General features: G+C 63.8%; 16 protein-coding genes and 1 pseudogene. 7 read left to right on the top strand and 10 right to left on the bottom strand.

The features are described from left to right. Positions 1-66: 66 nt before the first annotated feature. The 7 genes from G6N54_RS11205 to G6N54_RS11175 form a co-directional block, all read right to left on the bottom strand. Entirely contained in the window at positions 67-918 is an 852-nt protein-coding gene (locus G6N54_RS11205; RefSeq protein ID WP_163790228.1) for a glycosyltransferase family 2 protein, read from the bottom strand. Then, the gene (locus G6N54_RS11200; protein WP_163794663.1) at positions 915-1,814 is read right to left on the bottom strand and encodes a glycosyltransferase; all 900 of its coding nucleotides are present in this window, start codon (positions 1,812-1,814) and stop codon (positions 915-917) included. Before G6N54_RS11200 ends, G6N54_RS11205 begins: the two co-directional genes overlap by 4 nt. Beyond that, positions 1,798-3,036: a glycosyltransferase family 4 protein gene (locus tag G6N54_RS11195; RefSeq protein ID WP_163790226.1), complete on the bottom strand. Its 1,239-nt coding sequence runs from the start codon at positions 3,034-3,036 to the stop codon at positions 1,798-1,800. Before G6N54_RS11195 ends, G6N54_RS11200 begins: the two co-directional genes overlap by 17 nt. Continuing rightward, positions 3,033-4,079, bottom strand: a complete 1,047-nt coding sequence (locus G6N54_RS11190; protein ID WP_163794662.1) for a glycosyltransferase — start codon at positions 4,077-4,079, stop codon at positions 3,033-3,035. Before G6N54_RS11190 ends, G6N54_RS11195 begins: the two co-directional genes overlap by 4 nt. A 226-nt stretch (positions 4,080-4,305) precedes the next feature. Further along, complete coding sequence (locus G6N54_RS11185) at positions 4,306-4,923, bottom strand: diguanylate cyclase/phosphodiesterase (RefSeq protein ID WP_163790225.1); 618 nt, start codon at positions 4,921-4,923, stop codon at positions 4,306-4,308. 404 nt (positions 4,924-5,327) lie between these two features. Continuing rightward, positions 5,328-5,999, bottom strand: coding sequence for a PAS and ANTAR domain-containing protein (locus tag G6N54_RS11180; protein ID WP_163790223.1), 672 nt, complete (start codon positions 5,997-5,999; stop codon positions 5,328-5,330). Between the two features lie 244 nt (positions 6,000-6,243). After that, positions 6,244-6,693, bottom strand: coding sequence for an Hsp20/alpha crystallin family protein (locus tag G6N54_RS11175; RefSeq protein WP_163794661.1), 450 nt, complete (start codon positions 6,691-6,693; stop codon positions 6,244-6,246). A gap of 142 nt (positions 6,694-6,835) precedes the next feature. On the opposite strand from G6N54_RS11175, the gene G6N54_RS11170 reads away from it, so the two are divergent. After that, entirely contained in the window at positions 6,836-7,192 is a 357-nt protein-coding gene (locus tag G6N54_RS11170; protein ID WP_163790220.1) for a MerR family transcriptional regulator, read from the top strand. Here G6N54_RS11170 and G6N54_RS11165 read toward each other — a convergent pair. Then, a pseudogene (locus G6N54_RS11165) lies at positions 7,189-8,649 on the bottom strand (aminotransferase class I/II-fold pyridoxal phosphate-dependent enzyme). The gene G6N54_RS11170 and the pseudogene G6N54_RS11165 overlap by 4 nt on opposite strands. Before the next feature lie 24 nt (positions 8,650-8,673). Between G6N54_RS11165 and G6N54_RS11160 the strand changes: the two are divergent. Next, positions 8,674-10,464 (top strand): glycoside hydrolase family 15 protein, encoded by a 1,791-nt coding sequence (locus G6N54_RS11160; RefSeq protein ID WP_163790218.1) that lies wholly within the window; start codon positions 8,674-8,676, stop codon positions 10,462-10,464. A gap of 73 nt (positions 10,465-10,537) precedes the next feature. Continuing rightward, positions 10,538-11,068 (top strand): DUF1360 domain-containing protein, encoded by a 531-nt coding sequence (locus tag G6N54_RS11155; RefSeq protein ID WP_163790216.1) that lies wholly within the window; start codon positions 10,538-10,540, stop codon positions 11,066-11,068. Between the two features lie 21 nt (positions 11,069-11,089). Here the strand turns inward: G6N54_RS11155 and G6N54_RS11150 are convergent, their stop codons facing one another. Then, a complete protein-coding gene (locus G6N54_RS11150; protein ID WP_179969231.1) occupies positions 11,090-11,401 on the bottom strand; it encodes a hypothetical protein in 312 nt (103 codons plus the stop codon). 331 nt (positions 11,402-11,732) lie between these two features. Here G6N54_RS11150 and G6N54_RS11145 point away from each other — a divergent pair, with 331 nt between their 5' ends. Further along, the gene (locus G6N54_RS11145) at positions 11,733-12,458 is read left to right on the top strand and encodes a GAF and ANTAR domain-containing protein (protein WP_276056183.1); all 726 of its coding nucleotides are present in this window, start codon (positions 11,733-11,735) and stop codon (positions 12,456-12,458) included. A gap of 14 nt (positions 12,459-12,472) precedes the next feature. Here G6N54_RS11145 and G6N54_RS11140 read toward each other — a convergent pair whose 3' ends face one another. Further along, positions 12,473-13,633 (bottom strand): NAD(P)/FAD-dependent oxidoreductase, encoded by a 1,161-nt coding sequence (locus tag G6N54_RS11140; protein ID WP_163790209.1) that lies wholly within the window; start codon positions 13,631-13,633, stop codon positions 12,473-12,475. Positions 13,634-13,719: 86 nt separating this feature from the next. Here G6N54_RS11140 and G6N54_RS11135 point away from each other — a divergent pair, with 86 nt between their 5' ends. The 3 genes from G6N54_RS11135 to G6N54_RS11125 all read left to right on the top strand — a co-directional run bounded on the left by G6N54_RS11135 (position 13,720) and on the right by G6N54_RS11125 (position 19,043). Then, entirely contained in the window at positions 13,720-14,901 is a 1,182-nt protein-coding gene (locus G6N54_RS11135) for a zinc-dependent alcohol dehydrogenase (protein ID WP_163790207.1), read from the top strand. A gap of 90 nt (positions 14,902-14,991) precedes the next feature. Beyond that, a complete protein-coding gene (glgX, locus tag G6N54_RS11130; protein WP_163790205.1) occupies positions 14,992-17,148 on the top strand; it encodes a glycogen debranching protein GlgX in 2,157 nt (718 codons plus the stop codon). A 137-nt stretch (positions 17,149-17,285) separates the two neighbouring features. Next, on the top strand, positions 17,286-19,043 hold the full coding sequence (locus tag G6N54_RS11125; RefSeq protein ID WP_163790203.1) for a sensor domain-containing diguanylate cyclase: 1,758 nt from the start codon (positions 17,286-17,288) through the stop codon (positions 19,041-19,043). Positions 19,044-19,090 lie beyond the last annotated feature (47 nt).

The raw sequence follows: 19,090 nt of genomic DNA, 5'->3' as shown, positions 1-19,090 counted from the left end.
GCGAGCCGCAGCGGGTAAACAGTCCGCGGCTAACGGCGGAGTCCTCGCACATCCGCTAATGAAGAACTAGCCGAGCGATGGGCCTAATACGTCTTGGCGAACGCCAGTGCGCTGTGGATGTCCGTCGGCGTCACGGACAATCAGACCATCGTCTTCGAACGCTGCAAGCCATCCTTGCATGGGCCACCAGCCCCAACGCTCATGAAATATCGTTGCGTTACGGACGATGTCGTCCAGATGGTGCACGGGCGGGTCTGCTGTGGGATGGAATTGGTGAAAGGCATGGGCGCCACCGACCCACCGCATAGAAATCTTCTGTTTGGCAGCGCATTGCGCGAAATCGGTATCCTCGCCGCCATAGCCGCGGTATCGCTCGCAGAAGCCGCCGATCTTGTGCCAGGTTGCCGCTGTCACCGCGAACGAAAGCGACCAGAATAAGCCGTAATCCGTTGTGACCAAGACATCTTGGGCGCGTGGTGCGGGTCTGGCTGGATGCGGGTTGCGGCGCAGCTCACTCCGTACGTAGCCATGCGGGCCCGGCGGGTCCAGATAGGTGACTGGTCCGCACAGCAGGGCGTCGGCGTGTTCGGGCTGGGCTGCGATGTGTCGATAGCAACCGATAAGGCTCGCGTCCGGAATACAATCGACGTCAAGGAACACCAAGAGCTCGGCGGACCCGCGCAGAGCCGCAGCAGCACCGGTGTTGCGGCCCTGCGCAATTGGTATGGGCTCGCTGACATCCAGCTCAAGGACTGCTGCTGCCCAGCCCTCCTCGGCGACGACCCTACTGACGCATGGATCGCCGAGCGCAACCACGACATGCAGGTCGGCGGGTTGGGTGCTCCGTGCCAACCCTCGGATCTGACGCTGTAAGTGATCCCCGCGTCCGCGCACGGTGGTGATAACGGCGGTTTTCACCGTGCCTCCGTTGTCGTGCAGCGCTGTGCTGTCGCTTCAATAGCCATCGCGGCGCGGGCTGCAGCACCTTCCACCTGCCAGCGACGCCATCTCTGTGGATTGGTCGCCAGGGCACGCGCAAGGAGTCTCGGCCATCTCCGAACGTCCGGCCATTCTGGCGTGACGATGGCTAACCGGTGTCGGCGCAACGTTGCCGCAGTGGACCGCTGTTCACCAAAAGGGCGCGGTTTCGGGATCACGACAGCCGGTCGTCTCGCTGCGGCCACATCGGCGATACAGCCTTGGCCCGCGTGTGTCACGACGACATCAGTGCTGCAGATCTGTGTCCATGGGTCATCTGTCCAGCGGCCGCCAGGACCGCCGAGCACTGTCCACGTCGTGTCGGGGCAAGCCCGCGCGCAGTCATCGATCGTGTCGCCGAAAACTTCGCTGGCTCCACCCAGAACAAGTACCCGGGTTCGGTTGTCCGGCAACGGAGATCCACCTGTGGAGACGACATCACTCCGAGCTGAACGGACACGGCCATCGAAGCGGCTGATCCCGCCGACGTAGCTGGTCTTTTTTGCGTGCGCGCCCAGCCACGCCGGTGCGTACAGTTCGTGGGGCCACGCCGCGACGATGTGATCGGCAAGCTGATATGCGAGCAGGTGTGGGGCGTCGATTCGTTGGCCGGGCAGCGCCATCACAATCACGGGCACGCCCATCAGACGAACGAATGCCGCAATTTCGACTGAGACGTCGGTGACGAAGGCTTGCGGGCGAAAGTCGGCGACCCAACGCGCTACCGCGTCCATGCGTGACGTGAAACCGCTGTCGTGGTGGGGAGCCCAGTGCAGGGCACCGTGGGCGGTGGGCTCGCTTACCTGCACAGCTTCGTCGTCACTCGGTAGCTTCACGACTGCGGCGAACGGATGAGGTGGCGGAATCTCGAGCGAACTCAGCGCCGTGACTGGGCGCTGTAATTGCGCGCAGACACTCGCCGCCCGCGCCAAGTGCCCGAAACCGTGATGATGAATGTAGTAGCCGATCATTGTTGCCCTTGTCGTGGTCTCTGAGCATGTCCTCGTATAAATCGAGGTAGGCGCGCACCATCACCTGTGCGGAGCAGTGCCGAACGGCGTTCTCACGCAGCTGCTTTCGCGAGAGTTGTCGAACCACAGGGATGGCGTCTGCCATCGCGTCCAAGTCGCCGGGTGCGACGAGCCGTCCCGACCGGAGCCCGACGAGTTCGGGGATACCGCCGCGGTCGAATGCTACGACCGGTGTGCCGCAACACATCGCCTCGGCGACCACTAGACCATAAGGTTCATCCCACATCGGCGTGATTAATGCGGCGCTGGCACGACCGACCAGCTGCGCCAAACTGGCCTGATCGAGATGACCCGCGTACTGGATGCCGTCACCGAAATGTGGTGTTACTTCGGTCGCGAAGTAGTGCGGGTCGGAGACTGGACCGGCGAGCACCAGGGGCATGCTGGCGCGTTTGGCAACCGCGATCGCCAGATGGGGGGCTTTCTCGGCGGTCATTCGCCCAAACCACACCAGAGGGCCGCCGCCTGGTCCCAGCGGCCACTGGTGCGTGGCAATGCCGTTGGGCACCACGGAGATACTGTTCACGGCTGTGCGCCACGCAGCAGCCGTATGCCGGGAAACTGCCGCGAATCGTGTGCCTACCCCGCCTGACGCATTGATTGCCGACTCCAGCCACGGTGTCGGTGGCGTGTGCACGGTCGTGAGCATCGGCGTGCACAAGATCGGTGCCATCGCGACCGGCAGATAATGCAGGCTGTGATTGTGGATGATGTCAAAATCGCCGCTGGCGCAACCGGCTAACTGCAACATCAGCGCCAGATAGGCGTGATGATCCACCATGAAGGCTGCCGGGGGCATGGATACATCCGCCTGCGCCGCTTCTGACACATCGAGGTTGCGGACCTCAATGGTGCGACAGCCCAGATCCTCGTCGGATCCAGCGGCGGCAAAAAGCGCGACCTCGTGCCCGTCCTGGACCAAGGCCCGCGCCAGATGCCACACGTGGGCTTCCAGTCCCCCGGCGAAGGGCTGACTGATGGAAAAGCGATTCGAGGCGACCAACGCGATACGCAGCGCGTCGTTCATGTCAGCACATCCCGATACAGAGTGCGATGCGTGGCCGCGATCTTGACGCGCTCGGCGCGCCGCTGCGCCCACGTCGCGCGTGGGGTGGTGCCCGACGCCCACTGGCGATACGCATCAGTGACTGCACGGTTCAACGTTTCTCGGTCGAACCGATTCTCGTCGAATTCGAATACGCCACACGGCTGTTGCTGATCGTAAAATCCGCAGCTGGGGGCGATGACAGCGGTACCCAGGTCGAAGCACGCTTCGAGCCAACCCGAATGACTTCCGAAGCGATACGGAAGCACCGACACGGCCAGCGATGCCAAGTATTCCCAGAACTCGGCGTCAGAGAAGTGCGGGTGCACCCGGACCTGGACGTGGTCATATCGGTCGTAATCCACAAGTGCTGAGCCAGTCTCGGGCGCAAACCAGTGATTCGCGGGATCGAAAATCTCGTCGTGTACGTCGACTCGCAGCACGCCTTGGGGGAGCATCGAAACGATATCGACCAGCGCGTCTACGACCGGCAGCGGATCCATGTTCGCCCGCAAGCTCTTCGCGTGTACGCCGATCACGAAGTCCTCAGCGCCACTCCTGTTTTGCTCGATCCGGCGACTGTCGAGCACATGCGGGTGGGGAAACACACGGCATCGGCGACCCCACCGCTCCCAAATGGTTTGCGCAGCACCAGGAGTCAGAGTGATCAACTCACTGGCCGCACCGACGAGTACATCTTGCTGTTCGGCGTGAGCCTGAGACTCAGGGTGGTGAGGATTGCGTAAGTCGTGGACGGTGTACACCAACGGCTTGCCATGCTTCTCGAGCTCGTGCACAACGCCGTCCAACACGTCACGGCCGATCGCGTCAAACCCGAAGTGCACATGGAACACATCGAAGCGGTCGCTGTGGTTGCTTACCCAGCCCGGCTCAAGCATCAGCGGTGGCCACCAGCCACCCGGCACCGTGCGCCCGTCTTTCGGAGCCGGATCCGCAAGGCGCACAACACTGTCAATACCGCCGGGTTCGGAGAGGTGACGCACGTAGACGTGCGAAGCCGGCACGGAAGCAATGCGCAATGTAGCCATCCCTGTCGAGAAGAGACAATCAAGGAAATCGAAAAGCCAAGCACCCGCTGAGGCTTCATGGTCCTGGATCGCTGAGCCATCCCTGCGTGCTGAAGAATGTTGTAAAGCCGTGATACCCCGGCCTTACTCGACTAAACTTCTGAACCTCGCCATGCCGGGATGAGGAGCGGCCAGCCCGTTCTTCCTCTTTAGTTCAGTGGGTCTAGCGTCGGTTGGCCTCGCGAACGCAGCGCAGGAGCTCTTCGCCGTAGGGCACCGCGATTGCGGCAACGACGCAGGCACCGATAGCCCCGAGATACCCCTTGGGCAACGGCTCCTTCTTCCAGCGCAACCGCCATGCATCGCGTGAATGTGCGCCGCCGACTAGCTCGCGGACCTGCTTCCATCGCAAGCAACCCAAGGCCGACGCGGCCATAAGGGGCATCGACTCCAGGAAACTGTGCACATGCTGTTCGAACGTTGTGACCTGACGTCCGCTGTGTTCAGCGGTGCTGACATCCCAGAGCGCGGTGGCCTCGTGCGCAGCGATCGCGACGATCATTGTGGTGAGTATCAGGGGGTTGATTTCGCATAGCAGACCCAGCGTCAGTGGCACACCGACTTCAGTCATCATCAGTAGGTGGATCAGCGACTCGCGGGTGCCGGCGTTTTGCTCAATCCTGCTGCGGCGGTGTTGGTTCCAGTCGAGGAACCCAGGGATGAACCAGGCCGGCAGAATCCCATACACGATGTAGCGCAGCAACGCGGTTTCTGCGTCCGTCGCCTGATCTGGAATACGCTTCCGATGTCCCCCGTTGGCCTTGGTGATTGGCTGGGTCATGTGATCTCCTCGATTGACGGGACGGCTGACCAGTCGTCGAATCTGCTACCGGCCCGGGCGGTACCGGTGCACCTACCACGACTTCGTTTCCGACGAGATTGCCAAGTACGTGAGCCGACAAGCTGGCGGCTGCCGGTCACCATGCGACGTCATCGTCCGCGACGGCAGTCGACTCGACGACGACTCGTCCATCGCGATGAATCATCTCCGCGGTCTTTATCCGATCTCCGGCAGCCGAGACATCCTCACGCGCCGTAGTCGACGCAATCCCGTTTGTAGTCATGCCCTGATGTACCCGGGAGGAGACGGCCTAACCTGTTCGGCGTGCGAGGGGCGATCCCACCCCGGAGATAGTTCTTAGCTGCGCAGCGTGTCGTGGGGGCAGTGGGTAGTTTTCAGAAGCTTCAACACAGGTCTACGCGTTCGTGCGCGGTCAACAGTAAGTGGTCGAAGTCCGATTGTGAGATCATGCGCGGACCGAGCCCGCGGAAGTCTTCGCAGATCTGTTCTGCCAGCAATCGCAGTTTGATATTGGCTTCCTGAGATAGCCACTTGAGGAGATCAAACGCCGGACCGTCGCCAATGCCATAGACCAGCATCAACATCCCTTTGGCTTGCTCAATACCGGCGCGCTGCTCGGCGATCTCAGCCAGCTTCGCCGTGACGAGGTCTTCGCGCTCCTGATCGGGCGCCGGGGAGACGTCGACGTAAAACCCATGTGTTCCGACCACGGCGCCCTGGTCGTCGCGGAGCTGGTCGCCGACGACCACCACGTCGCGGACTTGTCCGCCGGTCTCAATGATCCGATGGCGTGTGCTGAACGCCTGGTGGGTGTCGAGGATCTGATCGATGGTGGCCGCGACCTGCCCACGGTCGTCCGGGTGTTTGTGCGAGAGCACCAGTTCGGTAGTCGGGGTAACGCTGCCGGGCTCATACCCGTGCATCCGCTGTACCTGTTCGGACCACTCCCAGCGTTGGTCGGAAAAGTAGAACCGGAACCAGCCCGCTCGCTGCGGCGCACCGCCGGCGAGGGCTTGTTCGACGTCGGCCGATTGGCCGTTGAGGTCCCAATTCATCGCGGACTTCGTCTCCTCGGGTTCAGATCACCGGACACGACCGACCCCCGCCATGCGCGCACCATTGACCCCGGCTGGGATCGGAAAGATGAGAGAACTCGCGAAGCCACGGCGTCGCAATTCGTGGCGCTGACTGTTCAACGCCGAGGGCGTTACAAATCATGACACAACAGTCCGCGCCCGGGTGTTGAGGTCGGTGGAGCGGCGGCCGAGGAGGCTCCGCCACCGCCGTCCCACCAACCGACTAGGCGTTGATGACCTCACGCTTTGCGGCGCGGTCATCGATGGCCCGGCTTGGCTCACCGTGGCCGACGCTGATCTTGCGCGGCTTGGCCTTTTCGGCCACCGGGATGCGTAGGCACAGCACGCCTTCGGTGTAGGAAGCCTCGATCCGGTCGGTGTCGAGGTTTTCCCCGAGGACCAGCTGTCTGCTGAACACTCCGCGGGGCCGCTCGGTGGCCAGCATCTCCCGGTTGGGGTCGACGGCGGGACGCTCAGCGCGCACCGTCACCACGTTGCGCTCGATGTCGATGTCCAGCGAGTCGGCGTCGATGCCCGGCAGATCGAACTCGACGACGAATTCTTCGCCCTCGCGCCAGGCGTCCATCGGCATCACCGCGGGCCGGGCGGCCGTCCCCAGTGCCTGCTGGGCGAACCGGTCCAGCCTGCGAAAGGGGTCGGTACGCATCAGCATTGCAGCCATCTCTCACTCCAATCTGTTGCCATGGATCTCTGATTATCTATGCCATCAGGCATAGGTTGTATGTATCACCCTAGCTAGTTCAGTGCAAGTGTGATAAGCAGATTTTCTGCGTGAGCAAGCAAGGAGGTGCTTGATGGCCGACGGCCGGGACGGAACAAGTGTGCCGGCGTCCGACCACGGCGTGTACGGAATCTCGGTCGCCGCCGAACTCTCCGGTGTCCCGGCACAGTCGCTGCGCCTCTACGAGCAGCACGGGCTTCTTACGCCGTCGCGCAGCGAGGGCGGGACACGGCGCTACAGTGCCGATGATTTGGCGCGGCTGCGGCGGATCAGCGCACTGGTCGATGCCGGGGTAAACCTGGCCGGCATCGCGCGCATTCTCAATCTCGAAGACGACAATGCGGAACTGACCGCGACGAATACCGATCTGCGCTCGACGAACCGCACGCTGCGCAACGCCGTGAGATCCAGACGCGACGACCTGACCTAGGCGACCACGCGGAACTGTTGTGCGGACTGATCCGCAGGATCGGGCAGCGTCATACCCGCTTCGACCCCCGAGCGTAGGTAATCGATCACGGCGTCGTTGAGACGCTCGCCCGGCACGACGGCCGGGATGCCCGGAGGATAGGGGGTGATCTGCTCGGCCGCGACCCGGCCGGCGGCATCGGCGGCGGGCACCATCTCGGTTGGCCCGAAGAACGCGTCACGCGGAAGGCACACGGTTTCGAGTTGCAACTCCTCCGGCGAGGGCAATTGGATGGCCGGCGGACGCTCGAAAGTCGTTGCGGCTTGGCGCCATTGCGTCATTGCATCCACCAACCGGTCGGCAGTTAGTTTGTCGTCGGCGAACGACATCGTGGCCAGCACGCGTCGGTGATCGCTCATACCCAGATCGATGTGCTGGTGTTCGCGGAGCCAGTCCGCGGCCTGGTATCCCGATGTGGCGGTCGCGGAGATGTCCATCAGGATTTGCGTCGTGTCGAGGTCGCAGGACGCCTCTGCGCCGAGCAACTCGTCGTGGAGCACCTTGACATCCGGAATCTCCGCGAGGCGGCCACGCAGATAGTCGGCGAGTTCGAGTTCGGCGCTGAACAGGTCATGTCCGTGTTCGGCCATCTGTCGTCGCCAACCGTCAAGGGCCGGATAGACCATCACGTTGGGGCTGGTCGTCATCAACAGATCGGCGCACGCAGATAGCCGCGTCGCGTCGACGAGGTCGCCCTGCAGGTGGAAAACGGACCCCTGTTCGAACCCCGCCCCCATCTTGTGCACGCTGACCACGCAGACGTCCGCGCCGGCGTCCATCGCCCAGGTCGGCAGGTCCTCATGGAACGGAAGATGTGCGCCCCAAGCCTCGTCGACGATCAGCGGTTTGTTGCGACGATGGCAGATATCGGCAATGGCGGCGATGTCGGCACAGGTGCCCTACGGGCTGGGGCTGACGATCAGCGCCCCGGCCGCGTCGGGGTGTTTCTCCCATGCGGCCCGCACCTGCTCCGGTGAGGGTGGATGGGAGAAGTGGTGCTCGCTATCCCAGCGCGGGGTAATCCATCGGGGCCGCACTCCCGAGAAGATCAACCCAGCCACAATGGATTTGTGGCTGTCGCGGGGGACGAGCAGTCCGCCGTCCGCCCCGCCGGCGACGGCCATCATCGCGGCCTTCACCGATAGCGAACTGCCGCACGTGGAGAAGAAGGCGGTTTGCGCGCCGACGGCATCGGCCATCAGTTCCTCTGCGCGCGCCAGAAACTTCCCGCGGGTCCGTCGGTCGTCGAGGCCGCCGGTGGCCAGCACATCGGCCCGGAACGGTTCCTTGCCCAGCACTGCGAGAACGCGGTCATCGGTACCTTTACCCTGCCGGTGCCCCGGCGGGGTAAAGCCGTAGCCGTTCTTGCGGTGATAGTCGGCCAGTGCATCCAGCAGGGGAGCTTGCGACTGATCCATGAGCTAGTGGGTACCCCCCCGCCGATGGCTCCAATCCCGCGACCGGGCGCAGGGCGTTTCGCGGCCGACGACTTTCCACCCCATGTGCTGCGCCAGTATGCGTTGCTCGCCGACGGCGAACGTGGCGTCGTGGTCGGACCGCGCGGCGACTATTGCTGGATGTGTTTGCCGCGCTGGCACAACGGAGCAGTGTTCAACTCGCTGCTCGGCGGGCCGGGCGTTTACGCGGTGGCGCCCGAACGGACGCGCTTTGTCTGGGGCGGCCACTACGAGCCGCGGTCTTTGATCTGGGTGTCACGGTGGGTGACCGGTTGCGGAATCGTCGAATGCCGCGAAGCACTGGCAATGCCGGCGGATACGCACACCGCGGTGTTATTGCGCCGGATCCACGCTGTCGACGGACGGCCGCGCGTGCATATCACCCTCGATGTCCGCGCCGACTTCGGTAATAGCGAAATGGCGGTACAGAAGTGCGGCCAGAACGACGAAATCCCGCTGTGGACAGGAAGATCCGGGCCCTGCCGGTTCCGGTGGACCGGTGCCGACGGCGCCGGGGTCGGCCAAGGTGGCGCGCTGCACGCGGTGCTCGACGTCGTGCCCGGACGCGACCACGATCTGGTTCTCGAGCTGTCCGACCACGAGCTGCAACCTCGGGCTGTCCGAGCCACAGACACCTGGGCGGCCACCGAAAGCTTTTGGGAGCAAGCGGTTCCGGAATTCAGCGACAGCTTGGCCGATTTCGACGCCCAGGTTGCCTACGCGGTGCTGCGCGGTCTGACCAGTGCTGACGGGGGAATGGTTGCCGCGGCGACGACGTCATTGCCGGAACGGGCCGAACAAGACCGCAACTATGACTACCGATATTGCTGGATCCGGGATCAGTGCTTCGCGGGTCAAGCTGTCGCCGCAGCGGGGGCCTATCCGCTGCTCGATGACGCGGTTCGGTTTGTCAGCGAACGGATTCTGGCCGATGGTCCAGAGCTCAAGCCGGCCTATTCGGTCGACGGCATTCCGCCGCCCCGTGAACATGACCTTGGGCTGCCGGGCTATCCGGGTGGCGTCGCCAGAACCGGAAACTGGGTGTCGGACCAATTTCAGTTGGACGTCCAAGGTGAGGCGCTGTTGCTGCTAGCGGAGGCGGCGCTCCTCGAGCGCCTCGATGCCACGCATTGGCGAGTGGTTGAGACGCTGGTGCACACCATCGAACAGCGCTGGGGAGAAACAGATTCGGGGATATGGGAACTGGATGACCAGCGTTGGGCACATTCGCGATTGATGTGTGCAGCAGGGCTGCGCGCGATCGGTGCGGTGGCGCCACCGCGGTTGGGCGCGGCGTGGCAGCACCTGGCCGATCGATTGATTGCCGACGCGGACTCGGATTGCCTGCATCCCAGCGGAAGATGGCAACGTGCGCAAGGTGATCCACGGATCGACGCGGCACTGTTGTTGCCCGCCATTCGGGCTGCGATTCCCGCGAGTGACACGCGCACCGTCGCCACCCTCGAAGCGGTACGCGCGGAGTTGACCGAGCAAGGCTTCGTCTACCGATTTCGCCCCGACGACCGACCGCTCGGTAATGCCGAGGGGGCCTTCCTGTTGTGCGGCTTCCTGATGGCACTGGCAGAACACCAGCAGGGCAACGAGATTGAGGCGGTAGGTTTCTTCGAACGAAGCCGTACGGCGTGCGGCCCGCCCGGGTTGTTTGCCGAAGAATTCGACGTGGGACAGCACCAGTTGCGCGGCAATCTACCGCAGGCATTTGTGCACGCGTTGCTGCTGGAGACCGCGCATCGCCTCGCCGGGCGTGGTAGCTGACGATCGTGGATTGACAGGGCCTACACCGGGTACCCGGCCTGCGGACACGCCTGAGCACTGTGAAGGAGTTGCAATGAGCGAAATTGCCCGCACCCGGGTGGTCGGCGGCGCTCGGCATGAAGCTGGCGTGTACCGCGGTGACAATCCCAGACCGTTGGGCGGCTACCTGGCAGTTCTCGGCGCCTACGGTCTGGTGGTAGCAACCGCGACAGTGGTCGCGGCGGCTACCGGCCGGAGCCTGCCGGAGCGATGGCGCCTGCAGGATCTCCTCACCGTAACCATAGGCGCCCATAAGCTTTCGCGAACCCTGACCAAGGACGCAGTGACGAGTCCGCTGAGAGTGCCCTTTACGTACTACTCCGGCGCCGGCGGCCCAGCTGAGGTGCATGAAGAAGTCAGACAAGGGGGAACGTTGCGGCACAGCGTGGGTGAGCTGCTGACGTGCCCGTTTTGCCTCGATATGTGGGTAACGACCGGCTTCGTGATCGGCATGATCTTCGCGCCCAGATTCACTCGGCTGATCGGAGGCAGCTTCACCGCCTTGGCTGGCGCCGACTTTCTTCAGCTTGCTTATGCCAAGGCGCAGCGGTCAGCGGAAGGTTAGGCAGCGCAACAAGGTTCGTTGTCACCGTTCGACGTCGAAGAACGAATCGCCGTCTTCCGGCGTGCCATCGATTTGGCCGCGGGTCTGACCGTAATCGTTGGGGTCCATGCGATCCAACGCGTCGTCGCTGACCACGTCGACGTCGAGGCCGCCGCCCTGCTCGGAGTCGGGTGATTGGTCGTCGCGCGGCCTATCGGAAGTCTCCGCCGCGAGCTTCTCGTCGAGCGACTCGTGATCGTCGGCATGAATCCAACGGTCAGGCGGGTCCACCACCTCGTCGCCGTCGTCGTTTCGAACTTCGTCCGAGTCAAGGCTTTCGGACTGGTCCAACATGTTGTCGTCGTTGCTATCCACGTTGGCGGACTGCCCGACACGCGACGGGATTAAACGGTTTTGTCAGTTGATCTTTGCCATCGAGATGCCTTCGCGGCCGGTGAACGGCACGTCCTTTTGCGAGAGTCGCCGAGTTGTCCACCTCGAACATGATCTGCTCGGCCGTGTCGAGTAATCGTAGCTGCGGGTGGCGGGAGCTGAGTAACCCTATCGCTTAATGGCTTCTAATTTCGTTACGTGGACTAGTCTCCAGGCGGAATAGCCGCGGATGAAACCCGCTCGGGCGCGACCTATGATTACGGCATCGGTGGGTGCCCGGCTGCGGGCCGCAATGATCGGTGGTGATGCTGTGTCAGACGAAAAGACCACGATCGTCGCTCAACTGGCGGAGCTGATTGCCATCCTCGAACGCGACGGAACAGCCACCGAGGCGGGGCTGCACGAACTCATCGAGAGCGGTGCAACGCACATCCCCGGTTGCCAGTACGCGGGAATTACCCTTGCCGACGCGGGCAAAGTGGTCACCAATGTCGTCGCCACCCATCGCTATCCGACAGACCTCGACGCGGTCCAGGCGCGCTACCGGGAAGGCCCGTGTGTCGCGGCCGCTTGGGAGCACCACATCATGCATGTTGCGGACCTCGCCGTCGACAAACGCTGGCCCCGCTATCAGCAGTATGCCCTCGAGCACACGCCGATCCGATCCATCTTGTCCTACGAGTTGTTCGTTGGCGGCGGTACCATCGCGGCGCTGAATTTCTATGCCGAGCAACCACATGCTTTCAACGAGGACTCGATGGAACTCGGCGGCGTATTCGCCACGCACGTCGCATTGGCGTGGTCGATGATGCGGCGCAAGGACCAATTTCGCAGCGCCCTGGCGTCGCGGGACATCATCGGTCAGGCCAAAGGCGTGATCATGGAGCGCTTCAATCTTGACGCCGTCGAGGCGTTCGAGCTTCTCACCCGGCTATCGCAGCAATCCAACACCAATCTCACCGACCTCGCCGAGAAACTGATCGACAGCGAGCATCCACTCAAACGCCGGTATCGGTGAGTGGCCTTCCGGCCCTAGTGGTCGAGCGGAAAGGGCTTCGGTCGGCGTTCGGCGATCAGCTGCTCGCCGAGTTCGTAGTCGTCGTCCGCGTTGTAGGTCAGAACCCCGACAACCGCGTCGCCGGTCTCGTACCAGACCGTGAACCCGTCAGCGCGCTCACGTAGTCCGGAGTGCTCGTAGCCGTCTCCCCAGGCATGGTACTTCAGCGTGGCGTCTCCTACCGAAGTCCAAAATCCTGGTACTCCAACCCACCTGGTGGGCCATCCCGCTGCGCAGGCACCCGCGATCGCGCCCTGATCGGTCGCATCCTGCCAATGTTCGATGGCCAGGTGGCGTCCCGCCACCTCGTGGCGCGCCAGCGCAACATCGCCGGCGGCGTAGACGTTGGGCGCCGAGGTTGCCATGTCAGAGCCGACGAGGATGCGGGAGTCCCGCATCTTCAAACCCGCTTCGGCCGCGATGCGACTTCGTGGCGCGACTCCCGTCGCGGCGAGCACGAGGTCGCAGTCGATGGTGACGCCGCTGTCCAGCCGCACGCCGTTGGCGGTGATCTCCTCGACCTCGACTCTACCGACGTGGCGTGCTCCCGCAGCGGTCACGAAATCGCGTAGCCGCTCAGCGGCCTGTGTTCCGAGTCGTTTTTCTTGCGGAAGTGGTTCGGGGGCAACCAAACTCACCGGGATATCGCGCAGTGCCAGCGATGCGGCCGCCTCGCAGCCGATGAAGCCCGAGCCGATCACCACCGCGGAGGCTGCCGCGTCTGCGGCGTTGCGCAGCTCGGTGGCGTCGGCCAGTGAGCGAAGTAGCCGCGCGCGTTGGCCGCCGGGAACCGGTGGGGCCTCCGGCGCGGCACCGCACGCCAGGATCAAGGTGTCGAACACCTGGCGTTCGTCACCGAGGTAGAGCGCGTGCTCATTGAGGTCCAGCCGGTCGACGGTCGCGCCGGTGGTGAGCTCGATCCCTCGGTCGTCAAACCACTGCGCGTCGTGTAATGCGACGTCATCGGTCGTGCCGCGCAGATACTCCTTACTCAACGGCGGTCGCGCGTAGGGCAGGTCGACGTCGGCGGTGAGAATTTGCACCGTTGTGCGGCCATTATGTTCCCGAAATGACTCGGCCGCGGCGACTCCGGCCGGGCCGCTGCCCACGACGATCAATCCCGACTCGGTCACCATGGCGTGATACCCGCATTGGACGGGCTCAACCGGTCGCCGGCGGCGGTTTCGTTTCGACGAGCGCGGGGTGGTTACGTGCCCACCGCATGAAAGCTGTCACCTGGCAAGGCAAACGCGACGTCCGCGTGGAGTCGGTCCCCGACCCGAAGATCGAACAGCCCACCGATGCAATCATCGAAGTGACGTCGACCAACATCTGCGGGTCCGATCTCCATCTCTACGAGATACTCGGTGCGTTCATGAATCCGGGCGACATCCTCGGCCACGAACCGATGGGTATCGTCCGTGAGATCGGTCCGGAAACCGGCGATCTCCGCGTCGGCGATCGGGTTGTGATTCCGTTTCAGATCTCCTGCGGTAGCTGTCATATGTGCCACAAGCAACTCTTCACCCAGTGTGAGACCACCCAGGTGCGTGAACAAGGAATGGGGGCAGCGCTTTTCGGCTATTCGCAACTGTACGGGGAAATCCCGGGTGGCCAAGCCGAGCTGCTGCGCGTTCCGCAGGCTCAGTTCACTCACATGAAAGTCCCAGTCGGGCCGCCAGATTCGCGGTTTGTGTATCTTTCGGATGTGCTGCCGACGGCCTGGCAGGCGGTGGCGTACGCGGATATCCCGGAGGGCGGAACGGTAGCCGTCCTCGGGTTGGGGCCGATCGGGGACATGGCCGCGCGCATCGCCGACCATCTCGGTTATCGCGTCATCGCCGTCGACCTGGTGCCCGAGCGGTTGGCCCGCGCCGCGAAGAGGGGTATCCATACCATCGATGTGGGACGGTTGGACTCGGGTCTCGGTGACGCGATCCGCGACCTGACCGACGGCCGTGGCCCGGACTCGGTGATCGACGCGGTGGGCATGGAGGCGCACGGTTCCCCGGTTTCCCAATTCGCTCAGCAGGCCACGTCGATACTGCCGGATGCCATCGCCAAGCGGATGATGCAGACCGCCGGCGTGGACCGGCTCAGCGCACTGTACTCGGCGATCGACATCGTGCGGCGCGGCGGGACGATTTCGCTGATCGGGGTCTACGGCGGGATGGCCGACCCACTCCCGATGCTGACTCTCTTCGACAAGCAGGTGACCCTGCGGATGGGTCAGGCAAACGTCAAGAGATGGGTCGACGACATCATGCCGCTGCTGACCGACGACGACCCGCTCGGTGTCGACGAGTTCGCCACCCACGTGTTACCGCTCGACGAGGCCCCGCATGCCTATAAGATCTTCCAGAAAAAGCAAGACGGCGCCGTAAAGATCGTCCTCAAGCCATGACCGGCTTCGACGGGGCCCCGGAATAGCAAGTCCGTCAAGGTATTTCGCACAATTGTTTGATCGCCGCATGTCTCGGGTATCAAGTGCGCCATGACTAGAGCGGATGCGTCTTTTCCGACGCCTACCGGAGAGCTGTGGCCGGGCAAGGCGTACCCGCTGGGCGCCACCTATGACGGTGCCGGCACCAACTTCGCGCTGTTCAGTGAGTTGGCCGAGCGCGTCGAACTGTGCTTGTTCGACGCTGACGGCACCGAGACTCGAATCACGCTGCCCGAGGTCGACTACTATGTGTGGCACGGCTACATCCCCGCCATCGAACCCGGCCAGCGCTACGGCTACCGCGTCCACGGCTCCTACGAGCCCGCCGAGGGCCTGCGCTACAACCCGAACAAGCTACTGCTGGACCCGTATTCGAAGGCCATCGACGGCACCTTTGACTGGAACCAGTCGCTGTTCAGCTACAACTTCGGCGAGCCCGACAGCCGCAATGACGACGACTCCGCGACCAGCATGCCCAAGTCGGTGGTGATCAATCCGTTCTTCGACTGGGGCAACGATCGCCCGCCGTCCCACGAATATGCCGACAGCGTCATCTACGAGGCGCACGTCAAGGGCCTGACGCAGACCCACCCCGATATCCCCGAACAGATACGCGGCACCTATGGGGCGGTCGCGCACCCGGTGATCCTCGACCACCTCAAGAGCCTGGGCATCACCGCGATCGAGCTGATGCCCGTGCACCACTTCGCCAACGACTCCACCCTGGTCGAGCGTGGACTGTCGAATTACTGGGGCTACAACACAATTGGGTTCTTCGCGCCGGACTTCAAATACTCCAGCGGCACCTCCCCCGGCGGACAGGTGCAGGAGTTCAAGGCCATGGTGCGCGCCCTGCACGAGGCCGGTATCGAGGTGATCCTCGACGTCGTCTACAACCACACCGCCGAGGGCAACCATCTTGGCCCCACGTTGTCGATGCGCGGTATCGACAATCCGGCCTACTACCGGCTGGTCGACGACGACAAGCAGTACTACATGGACTACACGGGCACCGGAAACAGCCTCAACGTCGGCCATCCGCACGCGCTGCAACTGATCATGGACTCGCTGCGCTACTGGGTGACCGAGATGCACGTCGACGGCTTCCGGTTCGACCTGGCCTCGACGCTGGCCCGGGAGTTCTACGATGTCGACAAACTGTCGACCTTTTTCGAACTCGTGCAACAGGATCCGACCGTTAGCCAGGTCAAGCTCATCGCCGAACCATGGGACGTCGGGCCCGGTGGCTACCAGGTCGGCAACTTCCCGCCGCAGTGGACGGAGTGGAACGGAAAATACCGCGACACCGTGCGCGACTTCTGGCGTGGCGAGCCCGCCACCCTCGACGAGTTCGCCTACCGGCTGTCCGGATCGGCCGACCTCTACGAGCACACCGGTCGGCGGCCGGTGGCGTCGATAAACTTCGTGATCGCCCACGACGGGTTTACGCTGCGCGACCTGGTCTCCTACAACGAGAAGCACAACGAGGCCAACGGCGAGGGCAACAACGACGGCGAGAGTCATAACCGCTCGTGGAACTGCGGCGCCGAAGGGCCGACCGACGACGCCGGCATCAACGAGTTGCGCGCCCGTCAGCAGCGCAACTTCATCACCACGCTGCTGCTTTCGCAGGGTGTGCCGATGATCTGCCACGGCGACGAACTCGGCCGCACGCAGGACGGCAACAACAACGGCTATTGCCAGGACAGCGAACTCACCTGGATCAACTGGGACGACGCCGACAAGGACCTCCTGGAATTCACCCGCACCGTGTCGGCGCTGCGCGCGAAGCACCCGGTGTTCCGCAGGCGCCGATTCTTTAGCGGCAAGCCGGTGGGCCGCCGTGGCCAGGATGGCCTGCCCGATATCGCCTGGTTCGCCCCGGACGGGGACGAGATGACCGATGAGGACTGGGGCGCCAGTTTCGCGAAATCCGTCGCGGTTTTTCTCAACGGTCATGGCATTTCCGACCGCGATGCGCGGGGTCAGCGGGTGCTCGACGACTCCTTCCTGCTGTGTTTCAACGCCCACTACGAGCCGCTCGAATTCACCCTTCCACCAAAGGAATTCGGTGCATCGTGGCAGGTGGTGGTCTTCACCGGACTCGAGGAGAGAACACCGGCCGACGAGGTTCCCGGGGGAGGCGTGCTGACTGTGGAGGCGCACAGCGCCGTCGTGCTGATGGCCCTCCCGGCCGGCGAAAGCTGACGAATCTTTCACCGCGCTTCGCTGCGGCGGCATCGGTGACCGGTAGCCCACAGATTGGTTACATTTTACCCCGAGACAGCGGTTTCCTTTCCGCGCACAATTTCGGTTGTGCCGCGCGGGGGAGGAAGTGGTGGCCAATGGCGAGGCGGAGCCCCGACGAGTGCCTCAATGATGTGGCCTGGTGCAGGCGGATCGCCCTGCTGGTGGTGTTCGCCATCGCGGCGCTGTGCTGGGCCGGCTGGGCGACCGGTGTCGACCGGTTGACCCGTATCCACCCGAACTGGCCCCAGATGATGCCGTGGACCGGCGTGTGGCTGCTGGCGCTGGTGGCGGCGATTTGGGCACAGACGGGTCACCCTTCGCAGAAGCGCGTGTGGGCCGGGCGTGGCTTGGCCCTGGTGGTGGGTGCCTTTGCCGGCACAACCCTGGTCGAATACGTGACCGGTGGGTTGGTCGGCCCGGACCAATTGTGGTTCGGCGAAGCGGTACGCGCGTCGGGCTGGACCTGGCCGGGCCGGCCGAGCCCGCAGACCGCGTCGTCGGCTCTTCTCCTGGCGGCCGCTGCGGGGCTGATGCGGGTGGATGGCAATGGCAAGGCCCCAGTGCTGTGCCCCGCGTTCGCCGCCGCCGGTGGGGCCATTCCGTTCGTCACGGTCGGGGCCTACCTGTTCGATGCCTTGGCGCTGGTGGGCACCTCGCCCACGACCGGCCAGGCGCTGATGACGGCCCTCGCGCTGTTGCTTCTCGACGCCGCGATAGTGCTGGGACGCCCCGACCGGTTCCCGGTCGCCTGGGTGCTCGCGCGCCCCGACAGGTCGTCGCTGCTGCGGCTGGCAGCGATCCTGGCCGGCTTTCCGATCGTGGTCGCAGTGGCGCGGCCGATCTTTCTGTGGCTCGGGTTTGGTGAGCAGACGGAATGGACCCTCTCGATACTGCTCGGCACCGCCATCGTCGGGGCGATCACATTCTTCTTCACCCAGCGTGAGCAGAAACTTCTGATAGAGAAGGAGCTGGTCAGTAAGGAACGCGCCGAGGCCGAGATGCGCTATCGCATCCTCGCGGACAATGCGGTGGACATCGTCGTACACCTGCGCGGCGAGGAGCTCGCCTGGGTCTCGCCGTCCGTAGAGGCCGCGCTGGGCCGGCCTCCGCATGCCTGGAGCGGCGCGGATTTGGACCGCTACATCCATCCACTCGACCTCGAGACCGTCAGTGCCGCGATGAGCAGGGTTGCGGCCGGCGAATCGGTGGTGCAACGGTTCCGGGTGCATGACGCTGACGGCGACTACCACTGGGTCGAGGGCCACGGAAAACCGTACGTCGACGCCGAGGGCAATACGGACGGCCTGATCGCCGCGTTGCGCGTCATCGACGACCAGGTCGAGGCCGAGCAGCGGCTGGAACGGTTGGCACGGTTCGACGCTCTCACCGGCCTGGCGAACCGGGCCGAAGCCATGGGCCGACTGGCCGCCGCGCTGGAGGGATCCCAGGCCGCCGGAAGCAGCGTGGGAGTTCTTTACTGCGACATCGACCATTTCAAAGAAATAAACGACACGTGGGGACACGGCATCGGCGACGTCGTGCTCGCCACTCTGGCAACACGGATCCAGAAGAGCGTTCGCCGGGGCGACACGGTCGGCCGGACGGGAGGTGACAAGATTCTCGTCCTGCTGCCCGGTGTGCGCAGCATCGACGAGCTCACCCGGATCGCCGAGAAAATTCGTTGTTGTGCCGCCGAACCCATCCACGCGTCCGGCAAGACGCTTCGCGCGACCCTCAGTATCGGCGCCACGCTTGCTTTTCCCGGCGAGTCCGTCGACACGGTCACCGCCCGTGCCGACGCGGCCATGTACAAGGCCAAGCTGGCCGCCAGGAACACTGTTCAGCGGAGTTAGCAGCGAGCTATCGCCGCCGCCAGATCGCATCCGGTAGGTTTTTCGCC

This window comes from Mycobacterium stomatepiae, assembly GCF_010731715.1.
Taxonomy (GTDB): Bacteria; Actinomycetota; Actinomycetes; order Mycobacteriales; family Mycobacteriaceae; genus Mycobacterium; species Mycobacterium stomatepiae.
Note: the sequence above shows the minus strand (reverse complement) of the source record. Positions and strands in the feature narration are given on the sequence as shown.